The 14,639-nt window shown below is 56.0% G+C and carries 13 protein-coding genes; 3 read left to right on the forward strand and 10 right to left on the reverse strand.

Annotated features, from left to right (window positions below):
• Positions 1–35: 35 nt before the first annotated feature.
• Entirely contained in the window at positions 36–1,523 is a 1,488-nt protein-coding gene (locus J8E65_RS05250) for a hybrid sensor histidine kinase/response regulator (RefSeq protein ID WP_210374384.1), read from the reverse strand.
• 164 nt (positions 1,524–1,687) lie between these two features.
• Here J8E65_RS05250 and J8E65_RS05255 point away from each other — a divergent pair, with 164 nt between their 5' ends.
• Positions 1,688–2,005: a DUF3467 domain-containing protein gene (locus J8E65_RS05255; protein ID WP_210374386.1), complete on the forward strand. Its 318-nt coding sequence runs from the start codon at positions 1,688–1,690 to the stop codon at positions 2,003–2,005.
• On the opposite strand, the gene J8E65_RS05260 is transcribed toward J8E65_RS05255, so the two are convergent.
• On the reverse strand, positions 2,006–3,172 hold the full coding sequence (locus tag J8E65_RS05260) for an LptF/LptG family permease (RefSeq protein ID WP_237181679.1): 1,167 nt from the start codon (positions 3,170–3,172) through the stop codon (positions 2,006–2,008).
• Between the two features lie 23 nt (positions 3,173–3,195).
• Between J8E65_RS05260 and sucC the strand changes: the two genes are divergently transcribed.
• Together sucC and J8E65_RS05270 are read left to right on the forward strand one after the other, a co-directional pair.
• Positions 3,196–4,380, forward strand: a complete 1,185-nt coding sequence (gene sucC / locus J8E65_RS05265; RefSeq protein WP_210374387.1) for an ADP-forming succinate--CoA ligase subunit beta — start codon at positions 3,196–3,198, stop codon at positions 4,378–4,380.
• 18 nt (positions 4,381–4,398) lie between these two features.
• The gene (locus tag J8E65_RS05270) at positions 4,399–4,815 is read left to right on the forward strand and encodes a GNAT family N-acetyltransferase (protein ID WP_210374389.1); all 417 of its coding nucleotides are present in this window, start codon (positions 4,399–4,401) and stop codon (positions 4,813–4,815) included.
• Here J8E65_RS05270 and J8E65_RS05275 read toward each other — a convergent pair.
• The 8 genes from J8E65_RS05275 to J8E65_RS05310 all read right to left on the reverse strand — a co-directional run bounded on the left by J8E65_RS05275 (position 4,812) and on the right by J8E65_RS05310 (position 14,617).
• Positions 4,812–5,111, reverse strand: coding sequence for a BON domain-containing protein (locus J8E65_RS05275; RefSeq protein ID WP_341481744.1), 300 nt, complete (start codon positions 5,109–5,111; stop codon positions 4,812–4,814). The two genes, J8E65_RS05270 and J8E65_RS05275, sit on opposite strands and share 4 nt — an antisense overlap.
• Before the next feature lie 146 nt (positions 5,112–5,257).
• Entirely contained in the window at positions 5,258–7,864 is a 2,607-nt protein-coding gene (locus J8E65_RS05280) for a putative LPS assembly protein LptD (protein WP_237181680.1), read from the reverse strand.
• Positions 7,865–7,962: 98 nt separating this feature from the next.
• Entirely contained in the window at positions 7,963–8,952 is a 990-nt protein-coding gene (locus J8E65_RS05285; RefSeq protein ID WP_210374391.1) for an ROK family protein, read from the reverse strand.
• A 15-nt stretch (positions 8,953–8,967) separates the two neighbouring features.
• On the reverse strand, positions 8,968–9,285 hold the full coding sequence (locus J8E65_RS05290) for an FtsB family cell division protein (protein ID WP_210374393.1): 318 nt from the start codon (positions 9,283–9,285) through the stop codon (positions 8,968–8,970).
• Between the two features lie 3 nt (positions 9,286–9,288).
• A complete protein-coding gene (gene eno, locus J8E65_RS05295; protein WP_210374395.1) occupies positions 9,289–10,572 on the reverse strand; it encodes a phosphopyruvate hydratase in 1,284 nt (427 codons plus the stop codon).
• A 109-nt stretch (positions 10,573–10,681) separates the two neighbouring features.
• Positions 10,682–12,130, reverse strand: coding sequence for a tetratricopeptide repeat protein (locus J8E65_RS05300; RefSeq protein WP_210374397.1), 1,449 nt, complete (start codon positions 12,128–12,130; stop codon positions 10,682–10,684).
• Position 12,131: 1 nt separating this feature from the next.
• The gene (locus tag J8E65_RS05305; protein ID WP_210374399.1) at positions 12,132–13,466 is read right to left on the reverse strand and encodes a hypothetical protein; all 1,335 of its coding nucleotides are present in this window, start codon (positions 13,464–13,466) and stop codon (positions 12,132–12,134) included.
• Positions 13,463–14,617: a hypothetical protein gene (locus J8E65_RS05310; RefSeq protein ID WP_210374401.1), complete on the reverse strand. Its 1,155-nt coding sequence runs from the start codon at positions 14,615–14,617 to the stop codon at positions 13,463–13,465. The genes J8E65_RS05305 and J8E65_RS05310 overlap by 4 nt, the downstream gene beginning before the upstream one ends.
• Positions 14,618–14,639 lie beyond the last annotated feature (22 nt).

The raw sequence follows: 14,639 nt of genomic DNA on the forward strand, positions 1-14,639 counted from the left end.
GCGGGGTCAAAAACCGGGCCTGGAACAGAAGTGTGTCATTTTGACGGATCAGAACCGCAAAGCTTGCGAATCAGGTTTTCGGCATCTTGCAGCCGGAATGGCTTAGCGAGTACCGCATCGACCGATCCGGCTGAGAGATCCAACTCGGTGTCGCCACTAATGAGCACAATGGGCAGCTGAGGAAACTGAGCGCGGATATGTCGAGAAAGTTCTAAGCCGCTTATTTCTGGCATGCCCTGGTCAGTGAAAACAATGTCGAAGGATTGCGTTTGCAGCAGCGATAGGGCTTCGGTTGCTGAAGCAGCTTGGGTAACGGTGTGGCCTTTAAGCGAAAGCAGGCGTGCCAGTATCGTGCGCACACCGGGTTCATCGTCGACAATAAGCACATGTACGGGGCGAGCTGCACGGGTAATGGTTGTTGCCGATTCGGTGGTCGAGGACGTTGCTATCGGCGGAAAATAGAGCGTAAAGGTGGTGCCGATACCCGGTGTACTGTCCACCTCAATGCTTCCACCATGTTCACGCACGATCCCGGCTGCAATGGCCAGGCCCATACCTGATCCTTCGGGTTTGGTAGTAAAGAGCGGCTCAAAGATGCGCTTGCGTACGGCTTCGGTCATGCCGATGCCTGTATCCGACAGGCGTACCCGAACGCCACGCTCTGGATCGAGCCCGGTTTCCACCCGAAGCACCCCACCCTGAGGCATAGCCTGCACCGCATTGAGGATCAGGTTGGTGAACACCTGGCGCAGCTCGCTGGCCAGGCCGCGAATAGGCGGTACCGGTTGCAAATCGGTTTCCAGGCAAATGGTTAGTCCCTGCCGGCGCGGCTCGTTATACCAATAGGGCCGCGTCAGCATAAGGCATTCGTCCAGTAAGGTAGGTAGATCAACAGGGGCAAAAGGTGCGGGCTTTTCTTGGCGTACGTATTCTTGGAGTTTACGCATGAGCGCGGCCCCATCTAAGGCGGCTCGCTCCAAGGCTTGCAAATACCCGGCTACTTCTGCGGTGCCCTCTCCCAAGGAAATGCGTAAGAGCTCAAGGTTTCCCAGGATGCTCATTAAGAGGTTATTGAAGTCGTGCGCGATGCCCAGGGCCATGCGCCCCAGCGTTTCAAGCCGATGACGTTGGCTTTGGGTATAGGTCAGGCTGCGGGGTTCTACAAGCAGTTCGACCGTAACCACCAGAGCAACTGGCGCTTTTGCCTGGGGGGGTGGCCAGTGTACTGGAATGATGTTAAAGAGCGCAGGAACAGGTTCGTCGCGCTCCGGGAAATGAAGCATCATCAGCTCATGGAGCACCTGCTGCCCTTGGGCTGCTTGCTTCAGCAGCTCCTGAAAATGCGTCCGATCTTCGTCAATAAGCTGATGCCAAGGGCCACCCATCCGCCCAAATAACGCCTCCCAGGCCGGATTGGCCTCGTAGCAGACCCCTTCTAGAGAAAAGGTGGCTATGAGCAGCGTCGGTTCCAACGGAAATTCGGGCGTCTGGTGCTCAAAAGCGGAAGCATAATTTGCGCTCATAGCCAATCGCTTTGCGGTTGCAGCCGCTATTTCATTGCTTTTTAGTTAAGACAAATTAGGGCAAAGCATTACCCGAATACAAGGATTTGTCGCTTGTTGCAACCAACAGGAGGTAGCAGCGTAAATCTTGCTCCTACGGGATCGTTTAAGGCGCAGACAATCCTATGGCACATCCTCCCTACGGTGCAGAACCACAGCACATTGATATTGAACTTAGCGAAGAAGTGGCCGAAGGGCGCTATGCAAACCTTGTGATGATTGCGCACTCGGCCGAAGAATTTGTGCTGGATTTCATCCGCATTATGCCGGGCTTGCCCAAGGCACGTGTGCAAAGCCGCATTATCATTACGCCAACCCATGCAAAACGTCTGCTGCGGGCGCTGGCCGATAACATTGGTCGGTATGAAGCTACCTATGGGGAGATTGAAGTCCCTGAGCCTGGACCGCCTGTGCATTTTGGCGGTGTTGGGGGTGAAGCCTAATTAGGTGCGCGTGCGCCACAGCAGAAGGACTGCCCCGAGAGCAAAGACCAGGTGAGGTAGCCAAGCGGTCAGCCAAGGGGGGAGGATTCCGCTGTAGCCTAAGGGTTCAATGAGTTTTTGCAGCCCAAGGTAGGCAAAGGCCACGCCGAGCCCAAGGCCAAAGTGCACCAGTTGGCCACCGCGGCGGCGTACCGAAGCCAGCACAGCGCCGAGAAGTGTCAAAATCAGGTTGGCAAACGGATAGGCAAACTTGCTGTAGTAGGCGACCAGGGGGCGTCCCAGCGCGCCAACGCCAGTTCGACGCAGTGTGGCCAAGTGGGCTGCTGCTTCAGGAAGCGTCATAGCTTCTACGTCGCGTTCGGTGCGGGCCAGGTCAGCGGGGTAGAGGGGCAGTGCTACGGTGTAGTGCTGCACGGGGGTGCGCTGCTCCCAGCCTGTCGCCTCAAAGCGCCGCATTATGCCTTCGGGAATGCGCCAAGCCCTAAGTGAGTCGATCCATTCCATTCGCGGAGCATCTAACCGATAGACCATCCGCTCTCCCGCAAATTGTTGCAGGGACACCCGGTAGGCTACCTGCACCTCTCGATCGTAATAGCCGACAGTCAAAAACTGGTCTGGCTGCGCTTGCCGATGTATGTGGCTGAGGTTGAACTGGCGCGGCGTGCGGCTAAGGTATTTTTCATCAAAGGCCACAACCGTGCGGTTGGTCGTCGGAACCACCCAACCGTTGAACCAGAACATAAAACCCGTAATTGCAACGCCAAGCCCTGCATAAGGCCTCAGGAGCCGACGCAGCGGCACGCCGCTCATTTGCAGGGCGATGATCTCCAGGTTTTGGGCCATGCGCCCGGTAACGTAAAGACAAGCTAGAAGTAACGCTAGTGGCGAGGTGAGCCGAACGATCTCAGGAATATAACTGGGATAGTAGACGCCAAAGACTTCACGCATCGAAGCGCCCCGATCCATGAAGTCGTCGATGTACTCCACAAAATGCAACACAATGAAAAATACCACCAGGGCGCCTATAAAGAAAACGTAGCCCCCAAGTACGCGGCGAAGGATATGCCAGTCGATGGTGTGCATACGCGAACAACCCGCAAAAACACGCGCCAGTGCCTTAAAGCGGTGGATTCTTCGTGCGCAAACGTGTACTTTTAGAAAAGTCATCGGTTCATCGAACAGGGTTGTCTATGAAACTTCACGAATATCAGGCCAAAGACATTTTGCAACGTTACGGTGTAGCTACGCAGCCCGGTTATGTAGCCCGAAGCGTTGACGAAGCCGTAGAGGCTGCGCAGCGGCTACAGCAAGCGTACGGCTTTTCGCTTTTTGTCGTTAAGGCGCAGATTCATGCCGGGGGGCGGGGCAAAGGGGGTGGAGTAAAACTGGCACGCGGCCTTGAGGAAGTCCGGGAAAAAGCAGCTGCCATTTTGGGCATGCATCTGGTTACCCCACAAACAGGACCCGAAGGCCAAAAAGTCCGTGCGGTGTTGGTTGCTGGAGCGGTTGATATTGCCAAAGAGTATTACCTGGGCATTACACTCGACCGACAGCGCAGCCAGAACGTAATCATGGCTTCGGTAGAAGGTGGCGTAGAAATCGAAGAAGTTGCTGCGCGCGCTCCCGAAAAAATTCTTAAGATCTGGGTAGATCCCATGATAGGCCTGCGCCCTTTCCAAGCGCGTCAGTTGGCCTTTGGATTGGGCTTTGAAGACGAAGCTTTTAAAAAAGCGGTCCGTCTTATTGAGGCCTTATACCGGGCTTATGAAGAAACCGACAGTTCGCTGGCCGAAATTAATCCACTGGTGCTCACCCAGCAGGGTGATGTGGTCGCTGTTGACGCCAAAATCAACCTGGACGATAACGCGCTTTTTCGCCATCCTGACTTGGCCGAGTTGCGGGATGTGTACGAAGAGGATCCCCTGGAGGTAGAAGCCAGCCAGTACCGCCTTAATTATGTGCGGCTCAACGGCAATGTCGGGTGCATGGTCAACGGTGCGGGTTTGGCCATGGCTACAATGGACCTGATTAAGCTGGCAGGGGGAGAGCCGGCCAACTTTTTGGATGTTGGAGGTACAGCTAGTGCCGAGACGGTTGAGGCAGGTTTTCGCATTATCTTGAAAGATCCTAACGTCAAGGCGATTTTGGTGAACATTTTTGGGGGTATTGTGCGGTGCGATCGGGTTGCTCGGGGCATTGTAGAGGCGGCCCGTAACGTACAGCTTCAGGTGCCGCTGATTGTGCGCTTGCAGGGCACCAATGCTGAGGAAGCGCGTGCGATCTTAGAGGCTAGCGGTCTGGAGATCGAGACGGCCACGCTTTTCAAAGAAGTGGCGGAAAAAGTTAACCAGGCGCTGCGCCGCGTTGCTGCTTGAGCTGAACCTTAGAAAGCTATGCCTGCACGAGCAGCACTAACCGAACAGCTTGAAATCCGGGAAGGTCTCGAGGGCCTAACGCCTGGACGTATCATCACCCTCTACCGCAGGGCACCCCTGCTGCGCCCAGTGGATGATCCTGAACGCGTTTGGCGTATGTTTGAAAACGCCTCCCTGGTGCTTACGGCCTGGCATGAGCGGCGCTTGGTAGGCATTGCCCGGGTATTAACCGATGGCGTGCTCTACAGCTACCTGTGCGATTTGGCCGTTGAGCCCGATGTGCAAGGACTCGGCATCGGCCGGCGCCTCATCGAAGCCGTCTTAGAACGCTGTAAAGGCACTGAGCTGGTGCTGCGCGACTCGGACATCTCGTCTGGCTTTTATGCCCGCTTGGGCTTTACACGGGTGCCTAATGCCTGGATGCGTCGTGCCTAAATGCCCAAAGGGGAAATAGGCGGTGTAGTCGATAAAACGTGCACACTGGACTTGACCGAGCGCACGCCAGGCGTAGTCCGGACGCGTTCGAGTAGCTGGGTAAGTACGTCCTCCGAGGCCACACGGCCACACAGCGTAACATGCCCTTCCACTACATACACGTGTATAGCACAGGCAGGTATTTGCTCAAGCACCCGGGCCAGACGCAATGCTAAGGCATGGTCACTAGCAGTATGGCTAGGGCTTGGGGAATGCCCTAAAGTCAATCTGTGCCAAATCTGCTTCCAGGATTTCACGTTGTCTTAGATGCTTTGCGAAAGGCACTGCACAGGAACGGCCAGGAATCCTGCACCCTCTTTCAAAGGCTTCAGTAGGTTGCACAAACATAGACTTGCGAAGCAATAAAAAAAAGGTCTGTGCATAAAAGGTGCATAAGTCCCCTTTAAAGAAGCTGTTGAAAACGCCCGCGAATGTCGGCACGTGGCTGGCGTAGCCGCAGTAAGTCGCGTAAGCGGCCGCTTTTTACGTACAGTTCAAACCCGTAGGACTGGTAGCGGCCAAAAGGAATCCACGAAAGGCTCATTTGCCAGCAACCCAAGTCGCGTAGAATGAAGAAGCTGGTGGAGGCCAGCTCACCTCGGACAAAGTCGTAGCCGCTTCGGCCTTGAATTTTCCAGTTTGGGGTAAGGTTAAAGTCGAACGAAGCGTTAAGGATAGCACTTCGCGTAGCACGAAAAGCAAAGCGGTTATAGCTATAACTGAAGCTAAGGTTGAGCGACCAGGGGATAGCAAAGTCGGCATAGGCTAAAGCAGGGTCTAAAAAGGAAGGGATCGGGTTGTCGTCCTGTGCTGAGCTCAAGGGATCGCCAAAGCGGGCGCGGGGTGGTGCTGCGGCTTCGCGGGCGGTGGGACGTACTGCACTCCGCAGGCTCACCGAGGCGCTCAGGCGAAAACTGGTTAGGCGTGCCAGGCGGCCTGCCCGCAGGTCAAAAGCATACCGGTTCATGGGTCGGCCATCGGGCGCCAGGCGATATGGGTCGAGCACCATCGCTGCGGTTAGGCTGAGCGGTCCTAGCGCTGCAGTACGTGCACTAAGGTTGATGCTGGAAAGTCGCAGCGAGTCGGCGGCAAAGTTGTAGCTGGTAGACAGGTCGAGGCTGAGCAGCTGAAGTGTCTGACGCCGGCTGGTGCCAGTAGTGTCGGTCTGAATGCGTTTGGTTTCAAAGACATTGCCCAGGGTAAAGGAAAGGTTCTGGGTGCGTCCAAAGGGTACACCCGGCACGATGCCGTAGCGGACGATGTGGCCAGAAGTATCTGTGTAGGTGCGCGTGTATCCCCAGAAGTCGGCAGAAAAATCTGGGCGGTATGAAAAACTTAGGCCTGGGCGTACCGTGTGGCGTAGTCCTTCAAAGTTACCTATGCGCACAGGAAAAAGACCATAAAGCGTGGTTGTTGCTGAAAGGCCTAGCGAAAACTGGCGCAAGGCAAAAAAACCGGGTAGCGAGCGCGTAACAATGCGGCCTGTAGTGTCTACAGTGCGGCGTTCGGTATAGAGAAACCAGTCTTCCTGATAGTTCAGACCACTGGAAAAAGTGACTGGAAAGGGACGGTTCAGTAGAGGTAGGCGTTGCAAGGCAAAGCTCGCCGAGACTGGAATGCGGTGCGTTGCGCGAAACTGAAAAGGGATCTCCTGTCCTGTTGCGCGTCGGTAGGCGCTAGGGGAGAAAAGGGCGTCATACCAGCTGATGCTTAAAGCGCTGGTGTCGCCTCGCTCCAGCAGCGTGGCCTCAGGGAGGCGAGTGAACGTGTACTGGTTGCTTAACGTCCCGTTGTAGCTCAGCGTGAGGCGCTCATACCAACGCTCGTTACGGCCAGAGATTGATCCTGCGCTTCGAAAGGGCTTAAAGGCACTTTGGGAAAAAGAAAGCTGCGGAAGCGTCAAGCTCACGGCACCTGTGGTGAGCACTTCTTGGTGTGAGAGGGAAAGGTTGAGCGAGCGCGACGACCAGTTTTTGCTGTAGCGGATGTTGGAGGAGATGGTCTGGCGGACACGGTCGTCGTAGCGTTCCGAAATGGCCCGCAGGTAACTGGAGCTTGTGAGGTTGACGTTGGCTGAAAAATTGGCCGAAGGTCCTAAGGTCTGGTTGTGCGTCCAGCGAAACGAGGCCGTGTTCGTAACGCTAAAATCTGGGTCACCTTTTTCCCCATTACGGTTGTGTAAATAATCAAGCATGAGTTGGCCGCTGAAGGCATAGCGCTTGGCATAGCGGAAGAGCGGACTGATTTGCCAACTACCTTTGGTCCAAAGGCCGCCGCGCACCTGCAAGTCCATGTAGTCGCTAATGGCCCAGTACCAACCCCAGCCGCGTAGATAAAAACCGCGCTCGTCCTCGCCGTATTGGACCGGGAGGGGGCCGCTGCGTCGACCTTCAATTGCAGGTAAAAAGCCAAACGGTAGCCACAGCGGCGTAGGAATGGTGAACAGGTAAAGCTGGATTGGGCCAGTGTAGATCCATTTGCCGGCCACTTTCATCTTGCTGGTGCGCAACGAGTAGGAAGGAGCGCGGCCGTCGCTACAGGGGCAGGTCGAGTAACTGCCCCCTTGGACATACAGCGTGCTGTCTTCGAGCACCTTGACTACCTGAGCCTGTAAAAAGCCGTCTTCAATGCGCGTTTGGGCGCCGACCACGCGGCCGCGTTGCGTTTGCAGGTTGTATTGCAGCATGCGGCCTGTAAACGTGTCGTTGCCTTGGCGAAAGGTGGGCGGATCCACCATGCCTGTATCTACAGGTAGGCCTGAGGCGCGCAGCTCATCCTGATCGAAGAGCAGGTCAATGCGGTGGGCTGTGAGTTCCAGGTTGCGGTATTGCACGCGGGCTTGGCCAACGAGCTGCCCTAGGTCTCCTTCTGGGGTATCGAACAAAATGACCAGTGAATCCTGAGCGCTAAACTGGACAGAACTTTGCGTGTTGGACGAAGTGGGCTGAGCTTGCGCAGCCGTCATCAAAATGAGCCATAGCGTCCAGCACCCTCGAAGGCGGTCCATCATGGTGGGCTGTGTTCGATCGGCCGTTGGACCTGGCGTTTCTTACACGCACTAGGAGCCCTGAGGGTGGGTTCCCACAAGGTCAGGTCATTGGCGCTGCATCAGTCCAGGTCCGGCGCTTCTAGGAGCTGGAAGACCAAGTGGGCGGCGCCCAGGACGCCTACCTCGTTGCCGAGCGTTTCGCGTACGATCTCGACGCGGTCCCGCCAGGCTGGCATGACATACTGGCGCAGCGTGCGGCGGGCAGGCTCTAGGATGAAAGCATCTGCAGCCGATACGCCTCCGCCCACGACAATTTTGTGAATGTCAAGTAAGTTAACTGCCGAGGCCAAAACACACCCGAGTTTATGTCCTGCCCAGGCCAGCACTTCGCGGGCAGCTTCGTCGCCAGCTTTAGCAGCTTCGTAGAGCATGCGCGGGTTCAGGTCGCGCAGGTCTTCGCCGGCCATCTGGTGCACTAGGCTGTCGCGGCGCGTAAGCAAGCGGTAGCGGGCGTAATGCGACAGAAAACGTTGTCCTACGTAAGCTTCTACTGCCCCAGCAATGCCGTAACGGTCCAGCGGGCCCTCGTAGTCGATGCTCATATGACCAATTTCTCCAGCACCACCCGTAGTGCCGCGGAAAATACGATTGCGGTAAATGATGGCGCCGCCTACACCTGTACCTAGTGTGACCATGATAAACGAGTCGAACGGTCTGCCAGCGCCGTAGTGGGCTGAGCCCAGGCCGGCTAGGTTGGCATCGTTTTCGACAAAGACCGGAAGGCTGCATTGCAGCGTTTCCTGCAGTGCTTGTCGCAAATCGACAATGCCCCAACCGGGTAGATTCGGTGGGTAGACGACACACGTGCGTTCCCAATTGACCGCACCTGGGGCCCCAATCCCAATACCCGCAATTTGACGGTTAGGGGCGCGGTCGATAAGGGCCTGAATCATTTCGGCCATGCGCCGGATGACATGTGCGGGTCCTTCTTCGGCCTCAGTAGGGCGGCTAAGCTCATGCTGGATGCCCACTCCTCGTTCGACCAGGGCGGCTTTAATGAGCGTACCTCCTAAGTCAATGCCAACGGCGTAAGCAGACGGTGCAGGCATGGGGTGCGCGGCTATTTAGTCCTCAACGCGATAGACCGTTTCGCCTGGGCGTCGCATGCCGTATTGCTCGCGGGCAATGCGCTCGATCATTTCGTCGGAAATGCCTTGGCGAAGCTGTTCTTCCAGGGTTGCGATTTCCTGACGTAGCGCTTCATTTTGTGCGCGCAGGCGGGCAGCTTCGTAAGTCCAACGTAACCGACGGTAAAGGCTGTGGCTATCCAAAAAAATCAGCCACAGCGCAAGCAATAGCACGCCCGCTGCTGCCAGGCGGCGCCGCAATTGACGTCGCCTGGCAGCTATGCGGTCAGCATCGGTGTAGCGACGAACAGGCATGGGTTATACGTGGAAGGCTTGACGTCCTGGGAAGCGGGCAGTGTCGCCCAGCTGCTCTTCGATGCGCAGAAGCTGGTTGTATTTAGCAATACGATCGCTGCGGCTGGCCGACCCGGTTTTGATCTGACCGGTATTGGCCGCAACAGCCAGGTCAGCAATCGTAGCATCTTCGGTTTCCCCAGAGCGGTGGCTGAGAATGGCTGTGTAGCCATGCTTATGGGCCAATTCAATGGCTGCCAGCGTTTCGGTTAATGTGCCGATCTGGTTGGGCTTAATGAGGATCGCGTTGGCGCAGCCCGAGCGAATGCCCTGTGCTAGACGCTCCGTGTTGGTAACAAATAGGTCGTCGCCTACGAGCTGCACCCGATGGCCCAGGCGTTCAGTGAGCAAGCGCCATCCTTCCCAATCATCTTCGGCCATACCGTCTTCGATGGAAATGATAGGATATTGGTTGACCCAGCGCTCCCAGAAATCCACCATGTCTGCTGAAGTACGCTTTGTATTGGGGTCACTTTTCCAGAATACATAATGGCCGTTTTGGTACATCTCGCTGGTGGCTGGGTCAAGCGCCAAGAAAACGTCTTCGCCTGCTTTGTAGCCGGCTTTTTCAATGGCTTCCAAGATGACTTCCACGGCTTCTTCGTTAGCCCGCAGGTTCGGTGCAAACCCCCCCTCATCGCCTACAGCTGTGCTGTAGCCTTTTTGTTTGAGCACCTGCTTGAGGTGGTGGAAGATTTCCACGCCAATGCGGAGGGCTTCGGAGAAGCTTCCACCGCCAACAGGCGCAATCATAAATTCCTGCAGGTCGAGGTTATTATCGGCGTGGCGGCCGCCGTTAATGATGTTCATTAGGGGAACGGGCAGCAGCCGCGCGTTGGTGCCGCCGATGTATCGATACAGGGGCAACTGGGCTGTCGCTGCAGCAGCTTTGGCTACAGCAAGCGAGACACCTAAGATGGCGTTAGCGCCGAGTTTACTTTTGTTGGGCGTGCCATCCAGCGCGATGAGCGCATTGTCGATAGCAACCTGGTCAAAGATGCTGAAGCCTTCTAGTTCAGGAGCAATTTTCTCGTTCACGTTAGCTACGGCTTGCAGCACGCCTTTACCCAGGTAGCGGCTGTGGTCTCCATCGCGCAGTTCTACTGCTTCGTGCTCACCCGTAGAAGCTCCGCTGGGCACAGCTGCGCGCCCAACGATGCCTTCGTCGGTAATGACCTCGACTTCTACCGTAGGATTGCCTCGGCTGTCCAGAATTTGACGGGCAATGATTTCTTCGATGTACGCCATAAGGGCAAAGCTTTAGGTGGCTTGTCAGTAAATTTCAGGCAGAAGTTCGTGATCTTAATCCTAAAGCTCAAGCGAAATGCGCGGGAATGGAAGCGCTTTAGAGCCAGGGCTAAAAAAAAACCGGTAGCCCTAGGGCTACCGGTTTGGATCGCAGCTTTAGGAAGAAGGTGGTGGTTTCCTCATTGATCCAGGCGTAGCAGCCGTAGTCAATGCGATAGGGTTGCCCTACTTTCCATCCTTTGAAAAACAAGTCTTCTTGGTTAGGGAAGTAGCGGCGGTAGGTGTTGAGTTTCTGGCTGGCCTCGTTGGTCACGGAGGGGTCAACCTGGCGGGCGCGTTCGTAGTAGTCGGTAGCCAGCCAGTAGACGGCACGGTCTTCCCGTTCTAGCTGGCTCCCACATTCGCTGACGGCCTGGGCATAGAGGTCTCCGATGGAGATGTAGGCTTTACCAAAGTTCGGGTCAGCCTGCAGAGCCCGGCGGAAGTAGGTTCGGGCATTCGATAGGCGGCCCAGTTGTTGCTCGGCGATGCCGGCGTTGTAGTACAGCTCGCGTGCGATTTCCTGCACGTCGGGCTGTTGCATTGCTTGGCGAAAATACTCGAGCGCTTTGGCCGGCTCGCCATCGTCAAGGTACAGCTTACCGACGGTATGGAACGTCCGCGCATCTTGCTTGAGTGCCAGCAGCCGGTCGGCCAGCCCATACATTTTGGCACGCTCGCCCAGCTGACGGTAGATGTTAAAGAGCTCCGAAATCAAGTCGAGGTTCTGTGGGTCTTTGGCCAGGCGGTCTTCTAGGAAGGCCATGCGTTCTTGGGGGGTCCGGAAAAGATTGTCGCGCACCGTGGTGATGTATTCCATAAGCGCAGTGCGCTGCGGGTCGCCTTCCAGGGCGGCTTCCACTTCGTCCATGAACGCTACGGCACCTGCCTTATCGCCTTCCTGCACCAACTGAGCAATTACAAATTGAATCGAGTAGTCATCAACCCGTTGGGGATTATGTTCAAACGCTTGGCGATAAAGCTCGGCTGCTTCATGCTGACGGTCGGCCAAGAGTTCTGAAAATTGCTGGATAAGACGCCCTTTACGGATGTACCAGGTGACTGTGTCGAGCGCAACCCCTCGAGGTGGCAGCACCACAAAAGCCTGGTCGAAGTAGGCCAGCGCCGAATCTAAGTGAGCGCGGGCTACTTCAGGAGCCGATTCGGCTCTGGCCTTGGCGAGCTCTTCATGCACTTTGATGATACGCTCAAAGTTGCGGTCGTCTTTACGGTTGGGACCAGCATATTCCGGTGCGTTTTGGATCATCCAACGCAGGTAAGGAAGGGCCGCCTCGTAGTCGCCGTTCTTAAAGTATTCGTAGTAGAGGCTATAGTTGATGGCCTTGGTTTGCTCATCGACATTTGATGGGGCGCTCTGCTGCGCAGCCACAGGCTGCGCCTGAGCACTAACTACCAGTAAAAGCAACCATAGGCCCCCAAGACCTATGATCCAAGGCCGCCGCGCATGGTTTGCATGCGGTTTGTGCCTTAGGGCGGTTAAGCAGCTTGCGCGTTTCATTTTAATTCAGCCGTCTCTTAATAAACCATCGTTCGCCTACGTTTACGCTAAGGCCTACGCGGTAGTACACGTCGCGTACCAGATGGTATGCAGTAGTGCCGCGCATGCCTACTTCAAAATTAAGATCAAGACGCGTGCCAGGATACATGGTCGGTAAACTCAAACCCGCCGTCACGGCCCACGTGCGAAGCGCCACGTTGGGCTGGGGGTCCACATACATTCGGTCAACATAGCCGCCAATGCGATAAGCTATTTGATGAAAATACGTAGCAGAAAAATCGGTTCCAGCAGGTAAGTATTCAATCCCAAACGACAACCGCCAACGATCTTTAAAACGATTTTCGCCGTTGGGTTCGTATCCAGAGAACGTGAGATCGCTTCCAAAGTGAGACCAGGGTTCATAGCGCCCATCTAGCACAAAAGTCCAACGATTGTCTAATTGATAGGACAGGCCAAGGGCGCCAGCCCAAGGCATGTCTACCTTGCCACGTACGGGCACAGTTAAAGTGTCGCGGTCGAGGCTTTCGCCCAGCGTGCGAACGCGCGTAGCGCGTAGTGAAGCAGGCGTGGTGAAGACGATACCTAAAGCAAGCATGTCGGTAGATTTCCAAAGTGCATGGTGTTGTGCCAGTAAGCCCAGTGTGCCGCGTAGCCCAACCAAGCGTGTAGAGGTGGCAAAGAGCGTGGGGGCATGGTCAGGAAGTTGGACTGCTGGTAGTTTGGGATCGGAAAAGGTAGTGCGCTGCGTGTGCTCGATAATACCAAACAGCAGATCGGCTTGTGCACCGATGCTTAGCCAGTGGGTCAGGCGCAGACCCAGTCCTCCGTTAAGTTGCTGGAGCCCTCCTTCGCCGGCATAGTCGATCTGGTAACGTACCGTATCGTTTAGTTCGGGCCTAACGAGCAGGTTTGCGCTGCGTATCCGGTAATTGGCACGCGTATATGGCCGAAAGGCCAGCGCCAGTCCTAAGCGACGGCTTTGGAGGGGAAAGCTCAGGTGCAAGGCGTGGAGTGTTCCCGAACCCAGGCGAGCGCGTTGGCCCTGGGCATCGGTGGACCAGAGGCGTTGAAACAGTACGCTGCCCGTAGCCCGCGTAAGCACCTGCTCTGCCCAGGTAGCTGGATTATCCAAATTGAGATAGTTTAGGTTGAATAGGCCCACGCCGCTGCCTCCCATTGCCTGAAGCTGAGAAGAAGCGTAGCTCATCTGCTCGCCTAAGCCTAAGCGGGAGTACACCGAACCGTCACCCGTATGCTGCGCTTGGCTTAGGCCAGAGATCAGCATGCTCAGGAGCAGCCCGCGCAAAAGGCTGTATCGCAAAGCCGTTGCATTCATGGGGTTGGTGGGGTAAGCGTAAGGATCAGGGTAGGACGCGCAGTAGCTGGATTCCGGTAAAGCAGCACAGCGCCCAGCGTGTTGTCGGTTGTAGGAAAGTCAAGCTGAAGATACGCTATCGGTGTTTCACCCATGAGCATACGCTGCAGCGTTTGCAATGCAGTGCCGGTAAGCTGGAAGCGCAGCCGACCCTGCGCAGGGATTGCAGTGGCTTGAAGGCGTGGATTCCCTAAAGAGCTAAACGGGATGTTCCCCTCGGCATCTACGCCTACCAGGCGCACCACAGGTGGGATAGGACGGAAAAAGTGCAAAGGTGTTTGGCGTAACGTGAGCGTGTCTAAGGGCACTTCCAGTACAGCTGCATGCAATCCAGCGTGGCGCACACTATCGGCTGTAAACGGAAAACGTAGGCGTACAACAGTGCCTGAGCCGTCCTGAAGGAGCAAACGATCCGCAGGAAGCTGGGGGGGCGTTTCTTGTCTCAGCGTAGTAAGCCACTTGGAGGCGCTAAGCTGCAGCGTGTCGGTTGCCGTAATGACCACCAGCCGGGCGCCAGCTGCACGAAACCCCCAGACGGCATTGCCTTCAACCGGCGTTAAGGCAAAACCGTGAAAGCTTGTGGCAAAGGTAGGGCTGCGTAGGGTGGTGTCGTTCGCTGCAATCCAGTTTGCCGGCAGCTCTACGCGGACCAGCGTATCGGTGGCTGTAAGCGTAAACGTGCGAATCTGGGGACCTAAAGGCAGTGTTGTGTCGGCTGGCACACTGAACTGCGGCCATTCTTCTGGCATGTCGTGCAAGGCCAATGTCAGCGTAGCGAGCGTGTCGCCATAGCGATAGGCGCGCGGAAGTTCCAAAATCACGGATCGAATCGTGGTGTCTGGGCGCGTGGTCATGCTGAAGTCCACAAACCCCAAAGCCACGTGCGTTCCCAGTAGCGGGTCTTCGACATGGCCCGCAAGTAGGTGCGTGGTGTTGCCGGTGCGATCGGCTAGAGGCGCTTCGAGGAGCGAATCGGCTGGCAAGCGCACGACCTTGGGTAAGCCTTGATCATCAATCAAGCCAATGCCTACCGCTGAAGGATCATCACACCCACCCAGTATTCCAAAGGCTAGAAACAGCAGTCCGTACAGAGACCAACGGAACGTTTGCATGCTATCCTCAAGCTGGCCTGCA

The sequence above is a fragment of the Rhodothermus bifroesti genome (genome assembly GCF_017908595.1).
GTDB lineage: Bacteria > Bacteroidota > Rhodothermia > Rhodothermales > Rhodothermaceae > Rhodothermus > Rhodothermus bifroesti.

Excerpts from the sequence above, each read along its gene's own strand:
- J8E65_RS05250 (WP_210374384.1), bottom strand. The coding sequence starts at position 1,523 with ATGAGCGCAAATTATGCTTCCGCTTTTGAGCACCAGACGCCCGAATTT.
- J8E65_RS05255 (WP_210374386.1), top strand. The coding sequence starts at position 1,688 with ATGGCACATCCTCCCTACGGTGCAGAACCACAGCACATTGATATTGAA.
- J8E65_RS05260 (WP_237181679.1), bottom strand. The coding sequence starts at position 3,172 with ATGACTTTTCTAAAAGTACACGTTTGCGCACGAAGAATCCACCGCTTT.
- sucC (WP_210374387.1), top strand. The coding sequence starts at position 3,196 with ATGAAACTTCACGAATATCAGGCCAAAGACATTTTGCAACGTTACGGT.
- J8E65_RS05270 (WP_210374389.1), top strand. The coding sequence starts at position 4,399 with ATGCCTGCACGAGCAGCACTAACCGAACAGCTTGAAATCCGGGAAGGT.
- J8E65_RS05280 (WP_237181680.1), bottom strand. The coding sequence starts at position 7,864 with ATGATGGACCGCCTTCGAGGGTGCTGGACGCTATGGCTCATTTTGATG.
- J8E65_RS05285 (WP_210374391.1), bottom strand. The coding sequence starts at position 8,952 with ATGCCTGCACCGTCTGCTTACGCCGTTGGCATTGACTTAGGAGGTACG.
- J8E65_RS05290 (WP_210374393.1), bottom strand. The coding sequence starts at position 9,285 with ATGCCTGTTCGTCGCTACACCGATGCTGACCGCATAGCTGCCAGGCGA.
- eno (WP_210374395.1), bottom strand. The coding sequence starts at position 10,572 with ATGGCGTACATCGAAGAAATCATTGCCCGTCAAATTCTGGACAGCCGA.
- J8E65_RS05300 (WP_210374397.1), bottom strand. The coding sequence starts at position 12,130 with ATGAAACGCGCAAGCTGCTTAACCGCCCTAAGGCACAAACCGCATGCA.
- J8E65_RS05305 (WP_210374399.1), bottom strand. The coding sequence starts at position 13,466 with ATGAATGCAACGGCTTTGCGATACAGCCTTTTGCGCGGGCTGCTCCTG.
- J8E65_RS05310 (WP_210374401.1), bottom strand. The coding sequence starts at position 14,617 with ATGCAAACGTTCCGTTGGTCTCTGTACGGACTGCTGTTTCTAGCCTTT.